Annotated in this window: 14 protein-coding genes; 5 read left to right on the plus strand and 9 right to left on the minus strand. The window is 37.5% G+C overall.

The window, feature by feature from the left end:
• Positions 1 to 248 precede the first annotated feature (248 nt).
• Entirely contained in the window at positions 249 to 1,541 is a 1,293-nt protein-coding gene (locus C1A05_RS07300) for an ATP-binding protein (RefSeq protein ID WP_102027547.1), read from the plus strand.
• Positions 1,542 to 1,702: 161 nt separating this feature from the next.
• Here the strand turns inward: C1A05_RS07300 and C1A05_RS07305 are convergent, their stop codons facing one another.
• From C1A05_RS07305 to C1A05_RS07315, 3 genes are all read right to left on the minus strand, one after another.
• Positions 1,703 to 2,191 carry a GNAT family N-acetyltransferase gene (locus C1A05_RS07305; RefSeq protein WP_102027548.1) on the minus strand — a complete coding sequence of 163 codons (489 nt, stop codon included), beginning with the start codon at positions 2,189 to 2,191 and terminating at the stop codon, positions 1,703 to 1,705.
• A 58-nt stretch (positions 2,192 to 2,249) separates the two neighbouring features.
• Positions 2,250 to 3,293 (minus strand): ribosome small subunit-dependent GTPase A, encoded by a 1,044-nt coding sequence (gene rsgA / locus C1A05_RS07310; RefSeq protein WP_102027549.1) that lies wholly within the window; start codon positions 3,291 to 3,293, stop codon positions 2,250 to 2,252.
• Between the two features lie 225 nt (positions 3,294 to 3,518).
• Complete coding sequence (locus C1A05_RS07315; protein ID WP_102027550.1) at positions 3,519 to 5,357, minus strand: DNA ligase D; 1,839 nt, start codon at positions 5,355 to 5,357, stop codon at positions 3,519 to 3,521.
• Positions 5,358 to 5,463: 106 nt separating this feature from the next.
• Here C1A05_RS07315 and ku point away from each other — a divergent pair, with 106 nt between their 5' ends.
• Positions 5,464 to 6,306 (plus strand): non-homologous end joining protein Ku, encoded by an 843-nt coding sequence (gene ku / locus C1A05_RS07320; protein WP_102027551.1) that lies wholly within the window; start codon positions 5,464 to 5,466, stop codon positions 6,304 to 6,306.
• Between the two features lie 30 nt (positions 6,307 to 6,336).
• Here ku and C1A05_RS07325 read toward each other — a convergent pair whose 3' ends face one another.
• A complete protein-coding gene (locus tag C1A05_RS07325; protein WP_145997296.1) occupies positions 6,337 to 6,543 on the minus strand; it encodes a hypothetical protein in 207 nt (68 codons plus the stop codon).
• A 162-nt stretch (positions 6,544 to 6,705) separates the two neighbouring features.
• Between C1A05_RS07325 and C1A05_RS07330 the strand changes: the two genes are divergently transcribed.
• Positions 6,706 to 7,365, plus strand: coding sequence for a hypothetical protein (locus tag C1A05_RS07330; protein WP_102027553.1), 660 nt, complete (start codon positions 6,706 to 6,708; stop codon positions 7,363 to 7,365).
• A 40-nt stretch (positions 7,366 to 7,405) separates the two neighbouring features.
• Here the strand turns inward: C1A05_RS07330 and C1A05_RS07335 are convergent, their stop codons facing one another.
• The 3 genes from C1A05_RS07335 to C1A05_RS07345 form a co-directional block, all read right to left on the minus strand.
• Positions 7,406 to 8,011: a SurA N-terminal domain-containing protein gene (locus tag C1A05_RS07335; RefSeq protein ID WP_102027554.1), complete on the minus strand. Its 606-nt coding sequence runs from the start codon at positions 8,009 to 8,011 to the stop codon at positions 7,406 to 7,408.
• Between the two features lie 102 nt (positions 8,012 to 8,113).
• Complete coding sequence (locus tag C1A05_RS07340) at positions 8,114 to 9,160, minus strand: DmpA family aminopeptidase (protein WP_102027555.1); 1,047 nt, start codon at positions 9,158 to 9,160, stop codon at positions 8,114 to 8,116.
• Between the two features lie 135 nt (positions 9,161 to 9,295).
• On the minus strand, positions 9,296 to 9,892 hold the full coding sequence (locus tag C1A05_RS07345) for an SCO family protein (protein WP_234998401.1): 597 nt from the start codon (positions 9,890 to 9,892) through the stop codon (positions 9,296 to 9,298).
• Between the two features lie 233 nt (positions 9,893 to 10,125).
• Here C1A05_RS07345 and C1A05_RS07350 point away from each other — a divergent pair, with 233 nt between their 5' ends.
• A complete protein-coding gene (locus C1A05_RS07350) occupies positions 10,126 to 10,665 on the plus strand; it encodes a CotY/CotZ family spore coat protein (protein WP_102027556.1) in 540 nt (179 codons plus the stop codon).
• 794 nt (positions 10,666 to 11,459) lie between these two features.
• Positions 11,460 to 12,131, plus strand: a complete 672-nt coding sequence (locus C1A05_RS07355; protein ID WP_102027557.1) for a hypothetical protein — start codon at positions 11,460 to 11,462, stop codon at positions 12,129 to 12,131.
• 337 nt (positions 12,132 to 12,468) lie between these two features.
• Here C1A05_RS07355 and C1A05_RS07360 read toward each other — a convergent pair whose 3' ends face one another.
• Together C1A05_RS07360 and C1A05_RS07365 are read right to left on the minus strand one after the other, a co-directional pair.
• On the minus strand, positions 12,469 to 13,206 hold the full coding sequence (locus C1A05_RS07360) for a hypothetical protein (protein ID WP_102027558.1): 738 nt from the start codon (positions 13,204 to 13,206) through the stop codon (positions 12,469 to 12,471).
• 45 nt (positions 13,207 to 13,251) lie between these two features.
• Entirely contained in the window at positions 13,252 to 16,929 is a 3,678-nt protein-coding gene (locus tag C1A05_RS07365) for a multicopper oxidase domain-containing protein (protein WP_102027559.1), read from the minus strand.
• Positions 16,930 to 16,942: the final 13 nt, after the last annotated feature.

A 16,942-nucleotide genomic window follows, 5' to 3' on the forward strand; every position in this document is an offset into this window, starting at 1 on the left:
GGAAAAGTCATTTTAAGGAGAGGTTAATAACTTTACTTGTTATATACCCCAAATTGTCTTTCCAATAACATTATCCTAAAATTTATTTCTTTTTCACACTTTATTTGGACCGAATTCGTATCCGACTATAGATGGATTTTTAAAAACTATACTTTTAAATTGAAATTTTTTGAAAAATCTAGTAGGAAAAAATGGAAAAATGACGAAAACTATATATTGGGGGAGTTTTTAAAGAGAGGGGTTTCACTTTGGAAGTTGAGGTTCAGGGGATATTAGTAAATGTATTAATTATTTTTCTTGGTCAATTATCTATTCCGATTGTCCAAAATTTTTTAATCGATAATAAAAAAATACAATATAAGCTTTCCATTTTTGTCGCTTCATCTATATCCATTATTTTGTGTATGACGTTTGCCTTTCCAATTAACGATCATTACCTTTACGATTTACGTTATGTTCCGTTAATTTTAGGAACCTTATATGGCGGCTACCGTGTGGGTATTGGTTTATTTGTTGTGCTTGTAACCTATCGTCTCTTTTTTGGTGGAATTGGCATTATTATAACTTTTTTCACTACGATAATTCTTGTTGCATTCGCCAGTCTTTTATCACGTAAGTTTTTAAACTCGAGAACATCGATTAAGGTCGTGCTTACTATTGCATTACTACATATAACCCCTTTGCTAACCGGAATTATTTATTTAATTACCCATCTCCCTTACTTATCGCTTAATCAGTGGATTGTAAATGCAGCAACTTTTACAATAGGTTCTGTAATCCTAATCTACTTAACGGAATTAATACATAAGCATACTCTCCTAAAGGAACAAATTACGCATTTTGAAAAATCCGTGACTGTTTCACATTTGGCGGCAAGCATTGCACATGAAATCCGCAACCCGTTAACAACAATAAAAGGATTTCTTCAAATTTTATTTGTAAAAGAATTTGACGAGAAAAGAAGAAGCTATTACAAGACAATTTTTAGTGAGCTTGAGCGAGCAGAGCATATTATTCACGATTATTTAACTCTCGCGAAGCCCCAAAACGATGACATTATACTATTTGATACCAAAGCAGAGCTTGAGAAAACGATATCTATTCTTACACCATTAGCCAAAAAGAATAAAGTAAACATTTCTACTCAGTTGGAATCACTATATACGAAGGGTAATATTCAGCAATTTGTCCAAGCATTAATAAACATTATAAAAAATGGAATTGAAGCAATGCCAAATGGTGGCGAGATGATGATTCAATCTTCTATTGAAAATAACAAAATAAAGCTCTCCATCTGTGACACAGGGGTTGGCTTAACGAAAGATCAGGTTCAAAAACTAGGACAGCCTTATTTCTCAACAAAAGGGGATAAAGGAACTGGACTTGGGTTAATGGTTACTTTTAATATTATTCAATCCTTTGGAGGTAGAGTGAGTGTAGAAAGCGAGGTTAATAAAGGAACTTGCTTTGTTATAACACTTCCTTTAGAGGAGCATATTCAAGATTCTTTAAGTGAGGTTGCTAGTGAACTAAAACAGTAGAGGTGTCTCTATTAACTTTTCGTAAGTCTATTTATGTCTTAGTTTATATAAATCAGAGAGCTGTATTTGATCCAACATATTTATTGGTATCTTATACAGCTCTCGCTTCGTTAATTGATGATGAGTGCTAGTCACGCTTCGGCAAAATATATCGCTTGTCTTTAGGCTAAGAGCAACTGATAGATACTTACATCTAACCAACGGTTGTTTTTATTACCAACTTCCTTTAGCTTACCTACCTCTTTGAAATCAAACTTTTCATGAAAGCGAATGCTTTCCTCATTTTCTGAAGTAATGAAAGAAAGAATCGTATGATACTTTCTCCTCCTGCCTTCTTCTATCATTGCAAGCATTAATTCTTTCCCTATCCCTCTATTGTGGGAGTCTGGGGAAACATAGATAGAAAGCTCCACCGTCTGTTTATAGGCTATTTTAGGGCGATAAGCGGATAAATAAGCATATCCCAATAGCTGATTATCCTTCATTGCAACAATCAGCGGATAATCATGTATAAATTTTTCAAACCATCCGTCCATATCCGATAGTGTTTTTCGTTGTTTGTCAAAAATAATCGTAGTGTGTTCAATATAGTAATTCATAATTTCCAAGATTTGTGGTAAGTCTTCTTTTAATCCTTGTCTCAATATCATTACTGCTGTCCTCCATGAACGTGTAATAAGGCTCCCCAGTAGAGGAGAACCTTATTTATTATAAAGAATTTCTTTTCTTAAACTCTTTATATTGTATTTTATTTGCTCGATTCGTTCCATATTTTTCTTTTAATTCGTGTCGTCTTACTTCTCTACCAAATTTTCGATAATTTTGTAATCGCTCCAGATCTAGCTCACCATTTTCTATTGCTGCTTTAACAGCACAGTTCGGTTCTGTTTCATGCTTACAATCGGTAAATTGACAGGCTTTCGATAATGCATCAATTTCCTCAAAAGCATGATTAACTGTTTCTTCATTTCCCCATAGTTGGAGCTCACGCATTCCAGGTGTGTCAATGATGATGCCACCCTCTGGTAATACAAATAACTCACGATGTGTAGTTGTATGCTTCCCCTTATGATCTCCTACCCGTACATCATTCGTTTTTTGAAGCTCTTCTCCAAACAATTGATTAAGGACAGTAGATTTTCCAACTCCAGATGAACCAAGAAGGGAATACGTGTTACCACCCTTTATAAGCGGAATCAACTTGTCATAGCCTTCTCCACTAATAGAATCTACAGCAACGACAGGGACACCTGGAGCAATTCGCTCTACACTTAGAAATTTATTTTCCACGTCTTCACATAGATCTTTTTTCGTCAGAACAAAAACAGGGGTTGCGCCACTTTCATATACCACATATAAATAGCGCTCCATTCTTCTTAAGTTAAAATCATTATTTAGCGCATTTACAAGTAGGACAACATCAATATTCGTCCCTAATAATTGCTCTTTTTGCTGTTGTCCAGCAACTTTTCTTGATAATATACTTTTACGATCCAAAATTTTATGAATAACTGCTTGTTGGTCTCCCTCAAGTCGTTGATATAAAACCCAATCACCCACAGAAGGTAAATCCCGGCTGCTTTCAGCTAAATACCGTACTTTCCCTAAAATGGATGCCTGAAATTCTCCCTCTGGACAAAGAATTTTATATCGCTCGTTAGCTGAGAAAGATACACGTCCAACCTTTAACTCACTCTCCGAAGCTTGTTCTGAAAAAAACGCATGAAAACCTAATTGTTCTAATGAATACATTCGATTCATTCCTCCCTAGATTTAGGAGGACAAAGAATAGAGTCTTCTATACTAATGTGTCCCCCTTTAAATACTGACGATTAAATGATTTGAGGTTTCTATTCCTAACAACAATACTCATAAAACATCACGCTCCTTTATTAAAAGTATTTTTATTATAACAGAAATAAATGGAAATAGAATGAGGCAATTATTGTTTTTTCGAAAAACTTTTACATTTATCTTCTATCGAATCTCATTTGTACCTTGAATTAAATTTTTTAATTTAGACACATCTTGATGTTCCTTTCGATTTTCAAACGTAATCCAAGGACAGCCTTTCGTCAAAACACGATCCGCTACATTTTTTATCGTAAATAAAGTGGGGGTTAGATCATCCGTGACCTCCTCCCAAAATAAAGGAGTTGCAACAGTTCCTTCTTTCGTTGCCCGTGGAGAGTAAGGCGCAATAATTGTCTTACCCTCTGCGTGTTGGACAAAATCTACATACAAACGGTTTCCTCTTTTTTTCTTTAACCGTTCAATTGTGAAAAGTTCCGGATGATGGTTTACTAGCATTTTCGCAACAGCTTCTGTAAAAACACGGCTCTCCTCATAGGTTAAACTTCCTTCTCGAATGGGTATATGAATTTGCAATCCTTTATTACCTGAAGTTTTTACAAAGGAATGGATTTGTAAAAAGTCACACATCTCTTTTACTATTTTCGCTGCTTGTATAGCTAAATAAAATTCCTCTCTAGATGGCGGGTCTAAATCAAACACAATTTCATCAGGATAGGGTGAACTGGCTTTTTGGAAAGGGATATGGAATTCCAATGTGCCTTGATTCCCTATCCAAATTAGTCCTTCTAGCGTATTACAAAGAATGAACTCTTCCCCATTTTCTACAATACCATCAACAAAATCAGGCGTATGCTCTGCTCGATGCTTTTGATAAAAAGATTGATCCCCTACACCGTGCGGATACCGTATGAGAGTAAGCTTTTTATCACGAATTCTAGGTAGCATATAGGGAGCCAATTTCCGTAAATGTAAAATCAAATCCATTTTGGAGTAAGAAACATCTGGCCATAATGGCTTTTCAGGGTTCGTTATCTCGACTTGTTCTGGAAGCATTGCTAAATCGACTTCTACCTTCTCTTTCGTACATTCCTCAGGCTGAAGGTCAAAACGAAATTTGGAGAACATGGGCTCTCGAAATTGACCTTCATCTACTTGTAAACAGTATACCTCGATGCAAATACCTGGTGGAATAGCATAACTTCCATTCTGTAGCTTCGTACCTTTCTCGTAAATTAAGCTTTTAAGTGTTTCTAATTCATTATCTTGAAATCCGTTTTTCACTACCCCAATTTCCGTATACCGACCATCCGCAACAACGGAAACTGTAAAATATCCGTTACTAGGGTCGTAGCCTGTAATGACACCAGTAATCTTTTTCCAATTTTTTATTTTCAACCAATGGTCTACTCGTTTCCCCGCTTCATATTTATTATCCTTGCGTTTTGCTATAATCCCTTCACCAAATTCAACCTGAAGCTTATTCCAAAGCTCCTGAAAGCTTTTGGTAGCTGAAACCATACCAATTGGTTCCATAGGCTGTGGTGTGGTGGGCCAGCCCGCTCTTGTGAATACGTTTTTTATCATTTCCTTTCTTTCCATAAACGGTTTAGTTTCCACGTTTGTTCCCCGAATTTTCAATAGATCAAAACATAGAAATGTGGCATTGCGTTTGGATGCGAATTCCTTTATTTTTTCTTGTTGCTTAAATCGGCCTCGTTGTTGTAATAAACGAAAATTAGCTTGTAGAGGTGTGTTTAAAATCACTATTTCACCGTCTAATTTTAATGGTAAAAGATCTTGTAACTCCTTAGCATATTGTTCACAGAAGGAAATGATTTCCGGAAAGTTTCCTGTTAAATCATTACCATTCCTAGAGATTAATTGGATACTTGTTGTTGTCCACTTTAGAAAAGCACGAAAACCATCATACTTAACCTCGAACATCCATTCCGTACTATTCGGAACATTACTAGAAAGTTTTGGTAACATTGGCTTTTTCATTGCGTTTCCCCCTTTCGTTACTGTTATTGTGACAATTTATCAATGGTTCTATTAAATATTTAGAAGTAGAAACGGAGAAGATAAGGGACAAAAAGGAGTGATTGGTATGCATACAATGTGGAAAGGCACTATAAGTTTCGGTTTAGTCAACATTCCGATAAAATTACATGCTGCAACAGAAAATAAGGATATAAAACTAAGACAGCTTCATAAAGAATGTCAATCACCTATTCAATACGAAAAAGTTTGTCCTGTATGTGAGAAAGAAATTGATAATGAGGATATAGTGAAAGCATATGAATATGCAAAGAATAAATTTGTAGTGTTAGATGATGATGAGCTAGAGAAGCTGAAAAAGGAGCAGGAAGACAAGTCTGTTGAGATTATTGATTTTGTAAAACTAGAAGAAATTGACCCAATCTATTTTGAGAAGACCTATTATATGTCGCCTAATGATGGTGGCAGTAAAGCTTATGCATTACTACGCAAATCACTTCAAGATACTGGTAAAATAGGTGTTGCCAAAATTATCATTCGGTCCAAAGAACAATTGGCGATTGTACGTGTGTATAACAATACGTTAGTGATGGAAACCATTCATTTTCCTGATGAAGTACGAGCTGTTGAAAATGTACCGAATGTACCTGCGGAAGAAGCTTTAGGAGAAAAAGAACTGGAAACGGCAAAAATGTTAATTGATCAACTCACGACAGAATTTGATCCTGAAAAATATACAGATGAATATCGTACGGCATTGCTTGATTTAATAGAAGAAAAGAAAAATAATGAACAAGTTACAACTGCAAAGGATAAGCCAATGCCGGATAATGTTACCGATTTAATGGCTGCATTGCAAGCATCGTTGGACCGCTCCAAAAAAGGAACTACTAAAAAGACGACAAAGCGAAAAACAACTGCACCAAAAACAAAGAAAGCCGCTTCTCAATAAGAAGCGGCTTTCTCATCTATTACCGGGGCTTTACGTTAATCTTTTTCCTCTATACTCCTTCTTTAATTGATTCGACGGTTTTACAACTGCTCTTTCTTTTAATATAAGGAAATATACGGATATTGGTACAACGAATAAGGCAACAAGTGAATCATTAATGACATCAAGCGTATAGAGCGTTACAGCAGCAGAGAGAAATAGTAGCAACGTTAAATTAAGAATGAGAAGCTTATTCATGTTATCACCTGCCTTATTAATAAAATATGAATTTGGAAACATATAGGTGTCATCGATTATTTTTTTGTTCTTCCTCTCAATTATTCATTTTTATATATGAATTTTTAGTTTAAAATGGAATAAGAGTATTTTTTAAAAGTTATTTAAACGAGGTGGATAGTGTTGAAGCAGTTTTTAATCTTATGTAGCATCTTATTTCTGCTAGTTGGATGCTCAGATAAAGTAGCAGATGAAGTAGCAATACCAGTACTTAGCCCGGAAGAGGAGGAAGTTCGAATTGAGCTCCCTAATGAAGTTACGTTTCCAGTAGATGGTGAAAGTTATACAATCACCTTAAGTGAAATTCCATTTCTAGCACATTATTTATCAAGCTCCACCAATGTTAATCAAACGATTGAAGGCTTTCGTGGACAAACCATTCATAACTCGGAAGATTTCAAATTAATTATGATGGAATACGCTTGTCAAAATACTACCCAAAAGTGCTCCTATATTTTAATTAAGGAATACGGAGATAACACAGCTATGGTGCCACTTACAGACCTAGCTAAATATGAGGATTATACCTTGTCTCCAGAAGAAGAATACGTCATTGTTCAATTTAATCGCGAAACAAATAGTGGAACTAGGAGTCATTTACTCGCTGTTCATTTAAAAGATGAAGAAGTAGTTAAATTGTCCAATCCTGATCTATCATCGGATGTACTACATTATAATTACCCGATTGAGTCCATCACTTGGGTTGAGGAAAATATAATAGAGATTGAATTATCTGGTACATTGACGGAAGGGCTTTCCAATCCGATTCGGTTGGAAATGTAAAAACAGCTAGTAAGAAAGGAACTCCTTTCTTACTAGCTGTTTAATTAGACTTAGAATAGTACATTTGGTCTTCTTTCACATCAAGCACTCCGTATTTTCTTTTTAATCGCTCAATTTGGTCCTTATACGCTTCTCTAAAGTTTTCTTCTATAGCTTGATATGGATCATCTTCAGTCCTGTTATTATGGATTGCAAGGCTTTCATAAAGCTTTCTATGTAAAATTTGGGATTCGATTTGCTCATATCCCATGTTCATTATGTATTCCTCTACAGTTAAATTACTTTTTTGCAAATGGTCAGCAAAATAATCATCTTCATCTGCTAATTGGGTATACATCGTTACTTGTTCTTCGATAAAGTTTTGGACATCCTCCTTGTTAACCTTGATTCCTCGCTTTTCCGCTTCCACTTCCATAGCTCTCTGTGATATCTCCATATTAATTACATCATAAACAATCCATTCTTTTTGGGCATCGAAACTTTCATTCCTCGAACGAACGCTTTTCTTTACTTGTTCGATGGCAGCATTAATTTGGTCGGAATCAATAATGGGCTCCGTTAAGATTTCCTCTCTCGTTAGTACACGTACCGTTAAGAAAAAGGATAGGATGGTTATGATAATAGTAGTTATACGTAGAGCACGCATGGAAATTCCCCTTTGTATAATGTAGGTTTATCTCTACTTTACTATTTACAAATTGGAAATAAAAGTAGTTTTCCGCAAAAAAAATTAATTATTTCGACAAATTTAGTTTGGGGCTTTTCTTAATACGTCATAGGGGATGGCTTCCACCACCCTATCCTTACGTCCTTTTGTTGTTTCAGATTTGGTGAGTGAATTTAAGATTGCTTCTTCCGTGGCTTCTGCAACACCTTGGAATAACTCTCGCATGATTTTCGAATCATCTCTTATCGTTGCACGTGATTCTCGGTATTCTCCACTAGAAAAGTGATGAATTGTATAACCATTAGAAAAGGCAATGACAATATCACCACTACCATGGTGTATTCGGCTTCCTGTTTTCGCTAGACCAACAGTAGCACGCTTGGCTAATCTTTTGAGCTGCCGATCCGATAGCGGGGCATCTGTTGCAACGATTATCATAATGGAGCCATCAGGAAGCTTCTCTTTGTCCATATTGGTAGGCTGAAACCTTGCTAACTCCAATTCTTCCCGTGCTCCGAAATTACTTACTACTAATACGCCTATTACAAAGCTATTCTTTATTTTCCTGGAGGCTGTTCCTACCCCACCTTTATATTGAAAACAAACCATTCCACAACCAGCACCAACTCCCCCTTCGTCTACTTTCGTTCCAGCTTTCTCTATTGCTTGAAATACATCCTGCTGCCGAATAGTTGCAATCCTTGCACTATTTAAATACATATCATTGCATTCTCCCACAACAACATTTAAAGAGCCCGTTGAATCACCAATTTCCTTCGTTTCATTCAGCATGTAGGATAATGTGTGCTGCATAACATTTCCAACATTAAACGTATTTGTTAACATGATAGGAGATTCTATTTCACCTAATTCCTCTAGTTGAACCAATCCAGTACTTTTCCCATAACCGTTTAATACAAAGCATCCGGCAGGCACCTTTTCTTTAAAAAGATTCCCTTCATGTGGAAGTATTGCAGTAACCCCTGTTCTTATGCATTCTCCATTTTCCAAATCTTCTAGTAATGTCACATGTCCAACTTTTACTCCTGGTACATCTGTTATTTGATTTTGTTTTCCTGTTTCCATTGATCCTATTTTTATTCCAAGCTCACGAGCACGTTTTCTCATTTCATTTCTCCTTTTGTAGTTCTATGCTTACCTATTTTTCTCAAAACGATCACAATGTAGTTACATTCTGAAGTATTACATAAAAAAACCACAAACACACTCTGCATAGTCAATAGTGTTTGTGGTTCCTCTCTTTTATTCCTTCTCTATTAACTTCCCAATATCCTTCAAAATTTGCTCTGAATCTAGCGGTTCCTTCGTTGTAGACATGTCATATATTGCTCGAATGTTGTTCTTTTTATCGAGTAAGTACATGGTCGTATTATGTGCAACAAATCCATCCTTTGACTTTTCGTACATCATTTTAAAACGGTCTGCTACACTTTTTGTTTTCTCATTTGATCCTCGCAGCCATTTCCAACCTGTAAAATCTGCATCAAAGGATTCTGCATAATGCATGATTTTTTCCTTCGTATCTACATCCGGATCCAATGTAATAGAAACAAATTCAACTTTCTTCCCAAAAACGTTTTTCTTCATAAGCTCCTCTTGCATCGGTGTTGCATGCATCATCGTTAACGGACAAATATCTGGACAGCTTGTGTAGTAGAACATTACTAGCTTTACTTTCGAATTGCTTAAATCGTATTGTTCCTCTTCAACTGTTTCCATTGTAAAGGACTCCATTTCACCAAGCTTTGGTAATAAATTTTCACTTGGCCAAAACGAATAAATGAGAGCAAAACCAAACACCAGCAGGATTACAAACAAAAGCATCCATTTATTAAGCAACTTTATCACCCAATTTCATTTCATAATACCATTCTATAGGTAGATTATGCATCGTAACGGGCGTTGTTTGTAATGTTCACCTACTAAAATTGTAACGTATTTTATTATGTTCATTTACCGCCTATTTTTCAATCATTCGCTGAAAGCTATGACATTAATCTATACCAAAATAGTCAACCTACATAACTTGTTATTGTAACTCTTATAAAAATTAAAAAGGAGTGTATGTATCTATGGGTTGCGGTAGAAAATTTAATGATGACGATCGTGTAGGTGGAGTAGATATTTTTGATGGCGACAACTGCGTATGTGATGTTGTTCGTGCCATTGCAGATGCACAAGACGATGTTCAAGATGACCTATGTGATGTAAGCTGTGCTAAATCAATCAACAACTTGTTAGCGCCTGTTTCTAGAAATAATTTAGACACGGTTCCTTTTATTCTATATGGGAAAGATCTTAAGCCATTCAAAGCGTTTGGAGCAGACATCGAATTCAGTGGAGGACGCCCTCGCTTTGACTGTGTAGAAAGCTTTATTTTCCGTGTAAACGAAGTAAGTGACGACTGCTGTGCTGTATTAGAACTTCTTCATTTTGATGATGAACAACCAGATGAACCAGGAAATCAACGTGGAGCGCAAGGCGACAAAGATCCATGCGAACAAATCGATGGAGAACGAGTAAACGAATTAAATCGTACTGGTGTGTGTATCACAGTTGACTTGAAGTGCTTCTGCGCAATTACTTGCTTACCAGCAGTATCTGTACTTTAATAATTAACAGTGTGACTTCGGGCTGCATGTCTATGCAGCCCGTTTTTTTGATTGCAATTCTTAACCATTCCTTCGTCTCACCCACGCACCATTGCTATCTCTATGTCTATTTTCCCTTTCATAAGGTAAGCTGTCCACTCTTCTTATGATCTCTTTCATAAGCTATAGTAAATGAAGATAAAGGAGGGAGACGTATGAGCTGTCGTAAGTGCAACAAGAAACGGAAATGCTGTTCTCTTTGCCACCACAACCATTTTTTTCATTTTGAAAACATGTGTAAATGCCGTCGTTTTACCTTTCATTACCCATGTAAAAAGCATTTCTGTGGTTGCGACCACCACTTTTAATCTATCAACAGGATGAGTATGGTAAGTCGGATTTATCTTAACTTACTACTTTCCCACAAGAAAAAAATAGGCATCCAGTTTTTTGACAATGGATGACTCTGGTCCACTCTTTATTTGACCCGAATCATAAGCTAGTAATGTCTAGAATAGGAGGGAGATTTTTCGGTGGAATATTATGTAAAAGATAGAATGAAAGACCATTATTGTTCCTGTTACAAACGGCCACAATGTAGTATAGTTCCTCATTCTTCCTGTAATTGTTCTAGCTACCATTTCCACGACGTTTATGTAAAGGAGAGGAATCTAGCTCGTAATAAAACCTGCTTACCACCACTTCGTCCACAAATAAAAAAAGTAGTGCCCCATCCCCCCCATCAAACGTGTGGAAATGAAACGAAGAATATTTTCATTGTTTTATAGTTTTATGATAAAAGGAGGATCTAAATAATGAGCCAAAAGTATTGCTCCAGTTGTGGAAAACCAATTAGAGAACACTTCTACGATGACCACAAATTTGACCGACACCACCACGACCATCACAGTTTTGATGACCATCATGATCATTACCACCATGGATCACCACACTTCCATGATGACTGCATTTGCGAAAAATCCATTTGTGATGATCATTTCAAAGTAAGACTCGGTGGGTTAACACATGGTCTTAATTTTCGCTTAAGACAACTAATCGGATGTAAAGTTAAATTAAACGTGGACTGTGATGGCTGTGAGAAAATCCTAGCAGAAATATGCCATGTAGGTTCGAACTTTGTTGAGGTAAAGGTCTTAAAACATTTAGATGCTAGTGATAGTGAAGACCAGGCGGATGATGTAGCAGAATTAGAAGAAGAACTAGATGCGTTACTCGAAGAAATGGACGAATTAGAAGAGGAAATTGCCGAGTTACAGGAGGAACTGGAAGAATTAGAAGAGGAAGCAGAAGCAGAGGAAGACGAAGAGGAAGTAGAAGAAATGCTTGAGCGGATTCGAAAAAAGAGGAAACAGCTGCATAAACGAAAAAAGAAGAAAAAATTCCACAAGAGCAAGTTCGCTATCTTTCGACTTGACGCGATCAAGTGGTATGAATTAGATGACGACAGTGACTGTGATTGTCACTAATTCGTTCTTCCATTAGTTGAAAATACGCTTCTATTTTTAATCGATTGAAATAGTATTCGTCGTGAGAATCATACAAGCCGGAAACATAGGTTTCCGGCTTGTAGTAAATTTAAGGTCAGATACGGATTAAATAAAACATAAAACATTAATATACTCCTCTGATAGGGCTGATTACTCTCCAGTTCAAAGTTCATTTATAAAGATTGTATTATCGAAAACCGATAATTTTGGAAAACTAACGACAGTCGCCTGGAATTGTTATTATCTTCTCTTACCAATTTAAGACAAATAAAACAATAAAGGTATACAAGATTATAAACTTGTATACCTTCGTTTTTTATACATCTAGATCCTTAAAGATTACATACCAAATGTCTTCTGTAGAAAACGTTTTTTCTTTATCCTCTGTCAGAATCGTTAAGGAATCACGATCGATGCAGTGAATCTCACCGCTTATAACTTCATCATCTAATATAATTTTCACTTTCTTATTTACTAGACTTAGGAGTATTATTTGTAACGTCAATCCGTAGAAGATGTGAATCAAGTGCGGAGAGCTTGAAACAGTTGCTCCAAAGTTATACGTTAAACACCTTTTTAATCCATCATCCAAATCGGATAACGAGCTCTCCTCAAAAGGCTCAGCAAAGCGATTACTAAGCCTAATTTCACAAATACGACCAAAAGGGATTCCTAGTTTTTTCTTTCCTTGCTGAAGAATAACGACATTTCTCCCAGACAATAAAACCCTACCAGTTACAGAGGTGCGGCTTTCCTCATCGCGTATAAAAGCAGTAGTATCACCCTTTGTTTCGGTACCTAATTCTTCTTCCTCTTCATTTAGTGTCACATCAACCCTTTGCCCGATAAGCCCATTGAAAGCATTTCTTAATCCATTAAAAACATGAAGCTCTTGATTCTCATCCAATGCTAGACTTAATAAAAATTGGTTAGCAGCAGCTATTTTTAATTCCACTTCCTCAAGCACCTCTCTTGGTAAACAGCTATTCGGTGATGGAAATTGTTCTCGAGCTTTCTCATCAAAACAGCTACTATACCCCACACCATTTGCCAAATTCTTCACCTCGACTTTCCTAATACGGAGAAGGGAGCGAAACATTTAGTCCCTTTTTCCGTAATTTAGTGGTGGTAAATGCCTTTTCCTTTCAGAGTGAACTCGCATGATTCCCCACATTCCTTGTTCGATATCCCATCGAATATTTCCAGATCGGTATAAATAGTCACCAGGATATTCGTAAAATCCTCCTGCACCATAATGAAGTGGTAAATCTACAGCTTTACCTGCAACCATTTCTCCAACAAAGGATTTGACTTGTGACGTTATTTCGTTTTCATCGATGTTCCAATAATGATTGTGCAAATGGAATGTGTGTGATCTTCTCCGCTCGGATGGGTTGACTAAACGGATGATAATTGGATCCCCTGCGTAGGATTCAAAAACGGGTGTTGATGGGTCTCCATGTGTTTTCGAGCTAAATAGCTTTTCTAAATCAGCATTTTCGTATAGTCGATTGATGAGACGCTCCGTCCGATAATTGAATCCTCTTGAACCAAAGTCGTACGTATCAACTTCCGGATTTTCATCCCCTTCCTCATCTTCACCAGGTAACAAAAAGCCTGCAATTGGATCTACAATTAACTGCTCTTGTTTATCTACTAATCTGGCACCATCATACATAACGATGCCAAACTCTCGAATATCTGGTAGAAAAGGTTGTCGAATGATCACATGATTGCCAGTGGTAACCGGCTTTAACGTATACGGATCTAAAAATGTTGCACCTCTTGGCTCTGCAATAAACATACCGAATGTTCCTAATGAACGATGGTTGCGAATATCCGTCATATCCCATAAACCACAAGCGCCTAAAGGCAAATCAACAAACCATTTGTAATGAACTGTTTCTCCAGGGCCTGCGGATTGGTCAAAATTAAACCCTACCGTTTCCCCTGCGGACGTTTTCACATCATAGGAAATTAGTTGAGAATGAAGAGAAATTCGAACAGATGGCGGATAAAATGCTTGCTCCTTTACAGGCGGATATGGCCAAATACCGTCCTGGAATGGAAATTTCTCAAATTCCAAATAACTAGTTAGGCTTACCTCGACAATATCGCCTCGATTGGCACGGATGATTAATGGTTCAGGATTTTTTCTTCCAGATAGAATATCATCCATATCTTTTCTTAAGGCGAATACGATACCAAAAGGATCATGTTCCCCCCATTTGCTATACGTAATCGGCGTATGAAACGCTACTATATCAAACTTTTTAACGGGTGCATTAGCAGGTGCGTTCAGTGGTGGATTTACGACTTTTGCTTTTTCCGGCGGTTCACCAGTACAATTTGGTAATGGTTTCGTTCTTTTCGGCGGAGCTTCTTTATCTGGTAGTGGAATGAGAAAATCAACCTCTTCATCATAGGCTCGAATTAACCCCCATAGTCCGTTCCATAAATCCTCTTCTGTTTCAAAGGTCCATAAATAATCTCCTGATTGTGGTAAATGCGTTTCCAGTGTAAAAGATTCCGAAATACCAATATGCGTTTGGGATATAAATCTCGATTCGATATCAGGTCTCTGTTCCTTCCATTTTAATCCATGGAGATTAAAACTATGGGATTCTTCATGAGCACCTTGTAGCAGTCTTATACGTAACGTGTCTTCTTCATAGGCATGTAATATTGGGGTAACAGGGTCTCCATTCACATATGAGCTAAATGAATAAGCCGGGTCACAGTCGTGTTCTAGACGAAATTGAAGAGGCTCATTCCGATAATTAACACCAAATAGTCCTGGGTCATCCTCAGAGCCTGGAAATTGTGGGGGATTTAACGGTCTTCCCTCTTTATCATATATAAGCGAAAAGTCTTGAACCATAAGTGTAAAGTCACGATAATCTGGGATAAATGGATGCTGTCCAGTTAACTGGGTACCATGCAATTTTTGCTCCCCTGTTTTGGAATCAAAGAACTTTGAAAACCTGGAATGAATAACTCCAGCTCCAAACACACCATGCTGCTGGTGATAATTGGCAAATAAATGATCATGGAAAAACCATGCTTTTAATTCCGTATCTGCAAAATATTCATAACGAATCGTTTCACCCGGAAGAACACTTGAATCATAATTCCACCCTACATTCGCACCATCATTAACGAGAACATCGAATTTCACATAATGAATGTGCATCCCTACTTCATACGTTCTCGTCACAAGCTGGAATGCATCACCATCAGCGATGCTCGGAAGTCTATTCGTAAAATTAACTCGTAAACAAGAGCCTGCTGGAGCATGAATAACGAGCGGCTCTGGTTCTTTTTTGCCTGAGCAAATATCATCCAAATCTTCATCTAAAACATATATTCGCCCTTTTGGATCATGCCAACCCTGTCGATTGTAAATAATCGGAAGCTCTATCAAGGAAATGTTGTATTCCACAACCGGTGGGTTTTCAACATTACCACAAGGATCCGCAAATACGGCTCCAGGTCTAGGATTCGGAACAGCAGCATTCCGTTCTAGCTCCGTCATATTTCTCCCCCCAATAATTCCAAGGGGAGGCCGAGGTGCTTTAAAGCCTACTTTTCCAGGTATGAAATTGGGATAGCCTGGTTTTTCTTTCGTTGGCTTTGGGGGTACAGGACGATCGCGGAGTGGCTGTAGAGCTTTGATTGGTACCCCATTTGGGTAACATTGACTTCCATCCTGAAAGGTATTAAACACGCGATTAATCCCCCACATTCCAACCGCAAAATGTGGATATAAGTGACAGTGAATAATGGCATCTCCAATAGCACCGTGCAAGCTTCCAAGCCCATATAAAGGCTCCACGTCATACCAGCTTTGTGGGCTAATGGATTGAGAATCGATTATTTCGGATTCGGGGTTCGTATTATCACGGAACCATTGATGAACATGGTAGTGAAAGACATGTGTTTCCTTTACACCACCATGAACAACGCGTATTACAGCTGGGTCCCCAACATAGCCTCGTAGTATTGGTGTTGCTGGGTCTCCAAATACCCAGGAATCGTGGTGAACCTCCTCCCCATCACAATCTGGACAAACAACACCCTCTTCGATAAGTCGGACTCTGTTTTCCACTGGTTCATATCGATAGTTAACGGCATGCGTAGATTCTCCTGGTTGATTCGTTATAGGATTTAAAGGTGGATTTCCTGTTAAATCTAATGTTGGCATTTCATCATGGAAAATCCATGCATATTCCCGTCTATCTGGTAAAAATGGATGGTGAATATCTGCGAAAACTCCACTATTCATAGGCTTACCAGTGACTGGATCGGTCCACCAGGAGCCTCTCGGTTGCACAAATAAACAACCAAAAAGGCCATTTACATTAGAGCCTTTTTCCGTGCTAGATGGGTTCCCTAAATCCCCAAAATGAAAGGCGCCTTGGTGATGTGCTTGAAAACGGTATACTATTTTTTCTCCATAATCTACGAGTGTACTATCATTGAACCCAACATTGGCACCGTCCGAGTCCATTACATCATAATCCACATCTTGAAAATGCATCCCCGTTGCAAATGGGAGTTTATTTTCAAAAAGGATTTCAACTGTATCTCCCTCATTAGCTCGGATTACGAGTGGTTGAACAAGATCTACTGGTGTAAACGGATTTTTTCGGACTAGCTCCTTAACCTTACTTTCATTTTCTTTTAGAACATACATCATTCCATCCGGATTGTAGTTACCAAAGTTATTTAATACAATCCGGATGGGTATGGCGACAACGTGATAGTAGCGCTTCAAGTTTCCTCCCTCC

The sequence above is a fragment of the Salirhabdus sp. Marseille-P4669 genome (assembly GCF_900240405.1).
Classification (GTDB): domain Bacteria; phylum Bacillota; class Bacilli; order Bacillales; family Alkalibacillaceae; genus OEQK01.

Excerpts from the sequence above, each read along its gene's own strand:
- rsgA (WP_102027549.1), bottom strand. The coding sequence starts at position 3,293 with ATGTATTCATTAGAACAATTAGGTTTTCATGCGTTTTTTTCAGAACAA.
- C1A05_RS07305 (WP_102027548.1), bottom strand. The coding sequence starts at position 2,191 with ATGATATTGAGACAAGGATTAAAAGAAGACTTACCACAAATCTTGGAA.
- C1A05_RS07315 (WP_102027550.1), bottom strand. The coding sequence starts at position 5,357 with ATGAAAAAGCCAATGTTACCAAAACTTTCTAGTAATGTTCCGAATAGT.
- C1A05_RS07325 (WP_145997296.1), bottom strand. The coding sequence starts at position 6,543 with ATGAATAAGCTTCTCATTCTTAATTTAACGTTGCTACTATTTCTCTCT.
- C1A05_RS07350 (WP_102027556.1), top strand. The coding sequence starts at position 10,126 with ATGGGTTGCGGTAGAAAATTTAATGATGACGATCGTGTAGGTGGAGTA.
- C1A05_RS07355 (WP_102027557.1), top strand. The coding sequence starts at position 11,460 with ATGAGCCAAAAGTATTGCTCCAGTTGTGGAAAACCAATTAGAGAACAC.
- C1A05_RS07335 (WP_102027554.1), bottom strand. The coding sequence starts at position 8,011 with ATGCGTGCTCTACGTATAACTACTATTATCATAACCATCCTATCCTTT.
- ku (WP_102027551.1), top strand. The coding sequence starts at position 5,464 with ATGCATACAATGTGGAAAGGCACTATAAGTTTCGGTTTAGTCAACATT.
- C1A05_RS07340 (WP_102027555.1), bottom strand. The coding sequence starts at position 9,160 with ATGAGAAAACGTGCTCGTGAGCTTGGAATAAAAATAGGATCAATGGAA.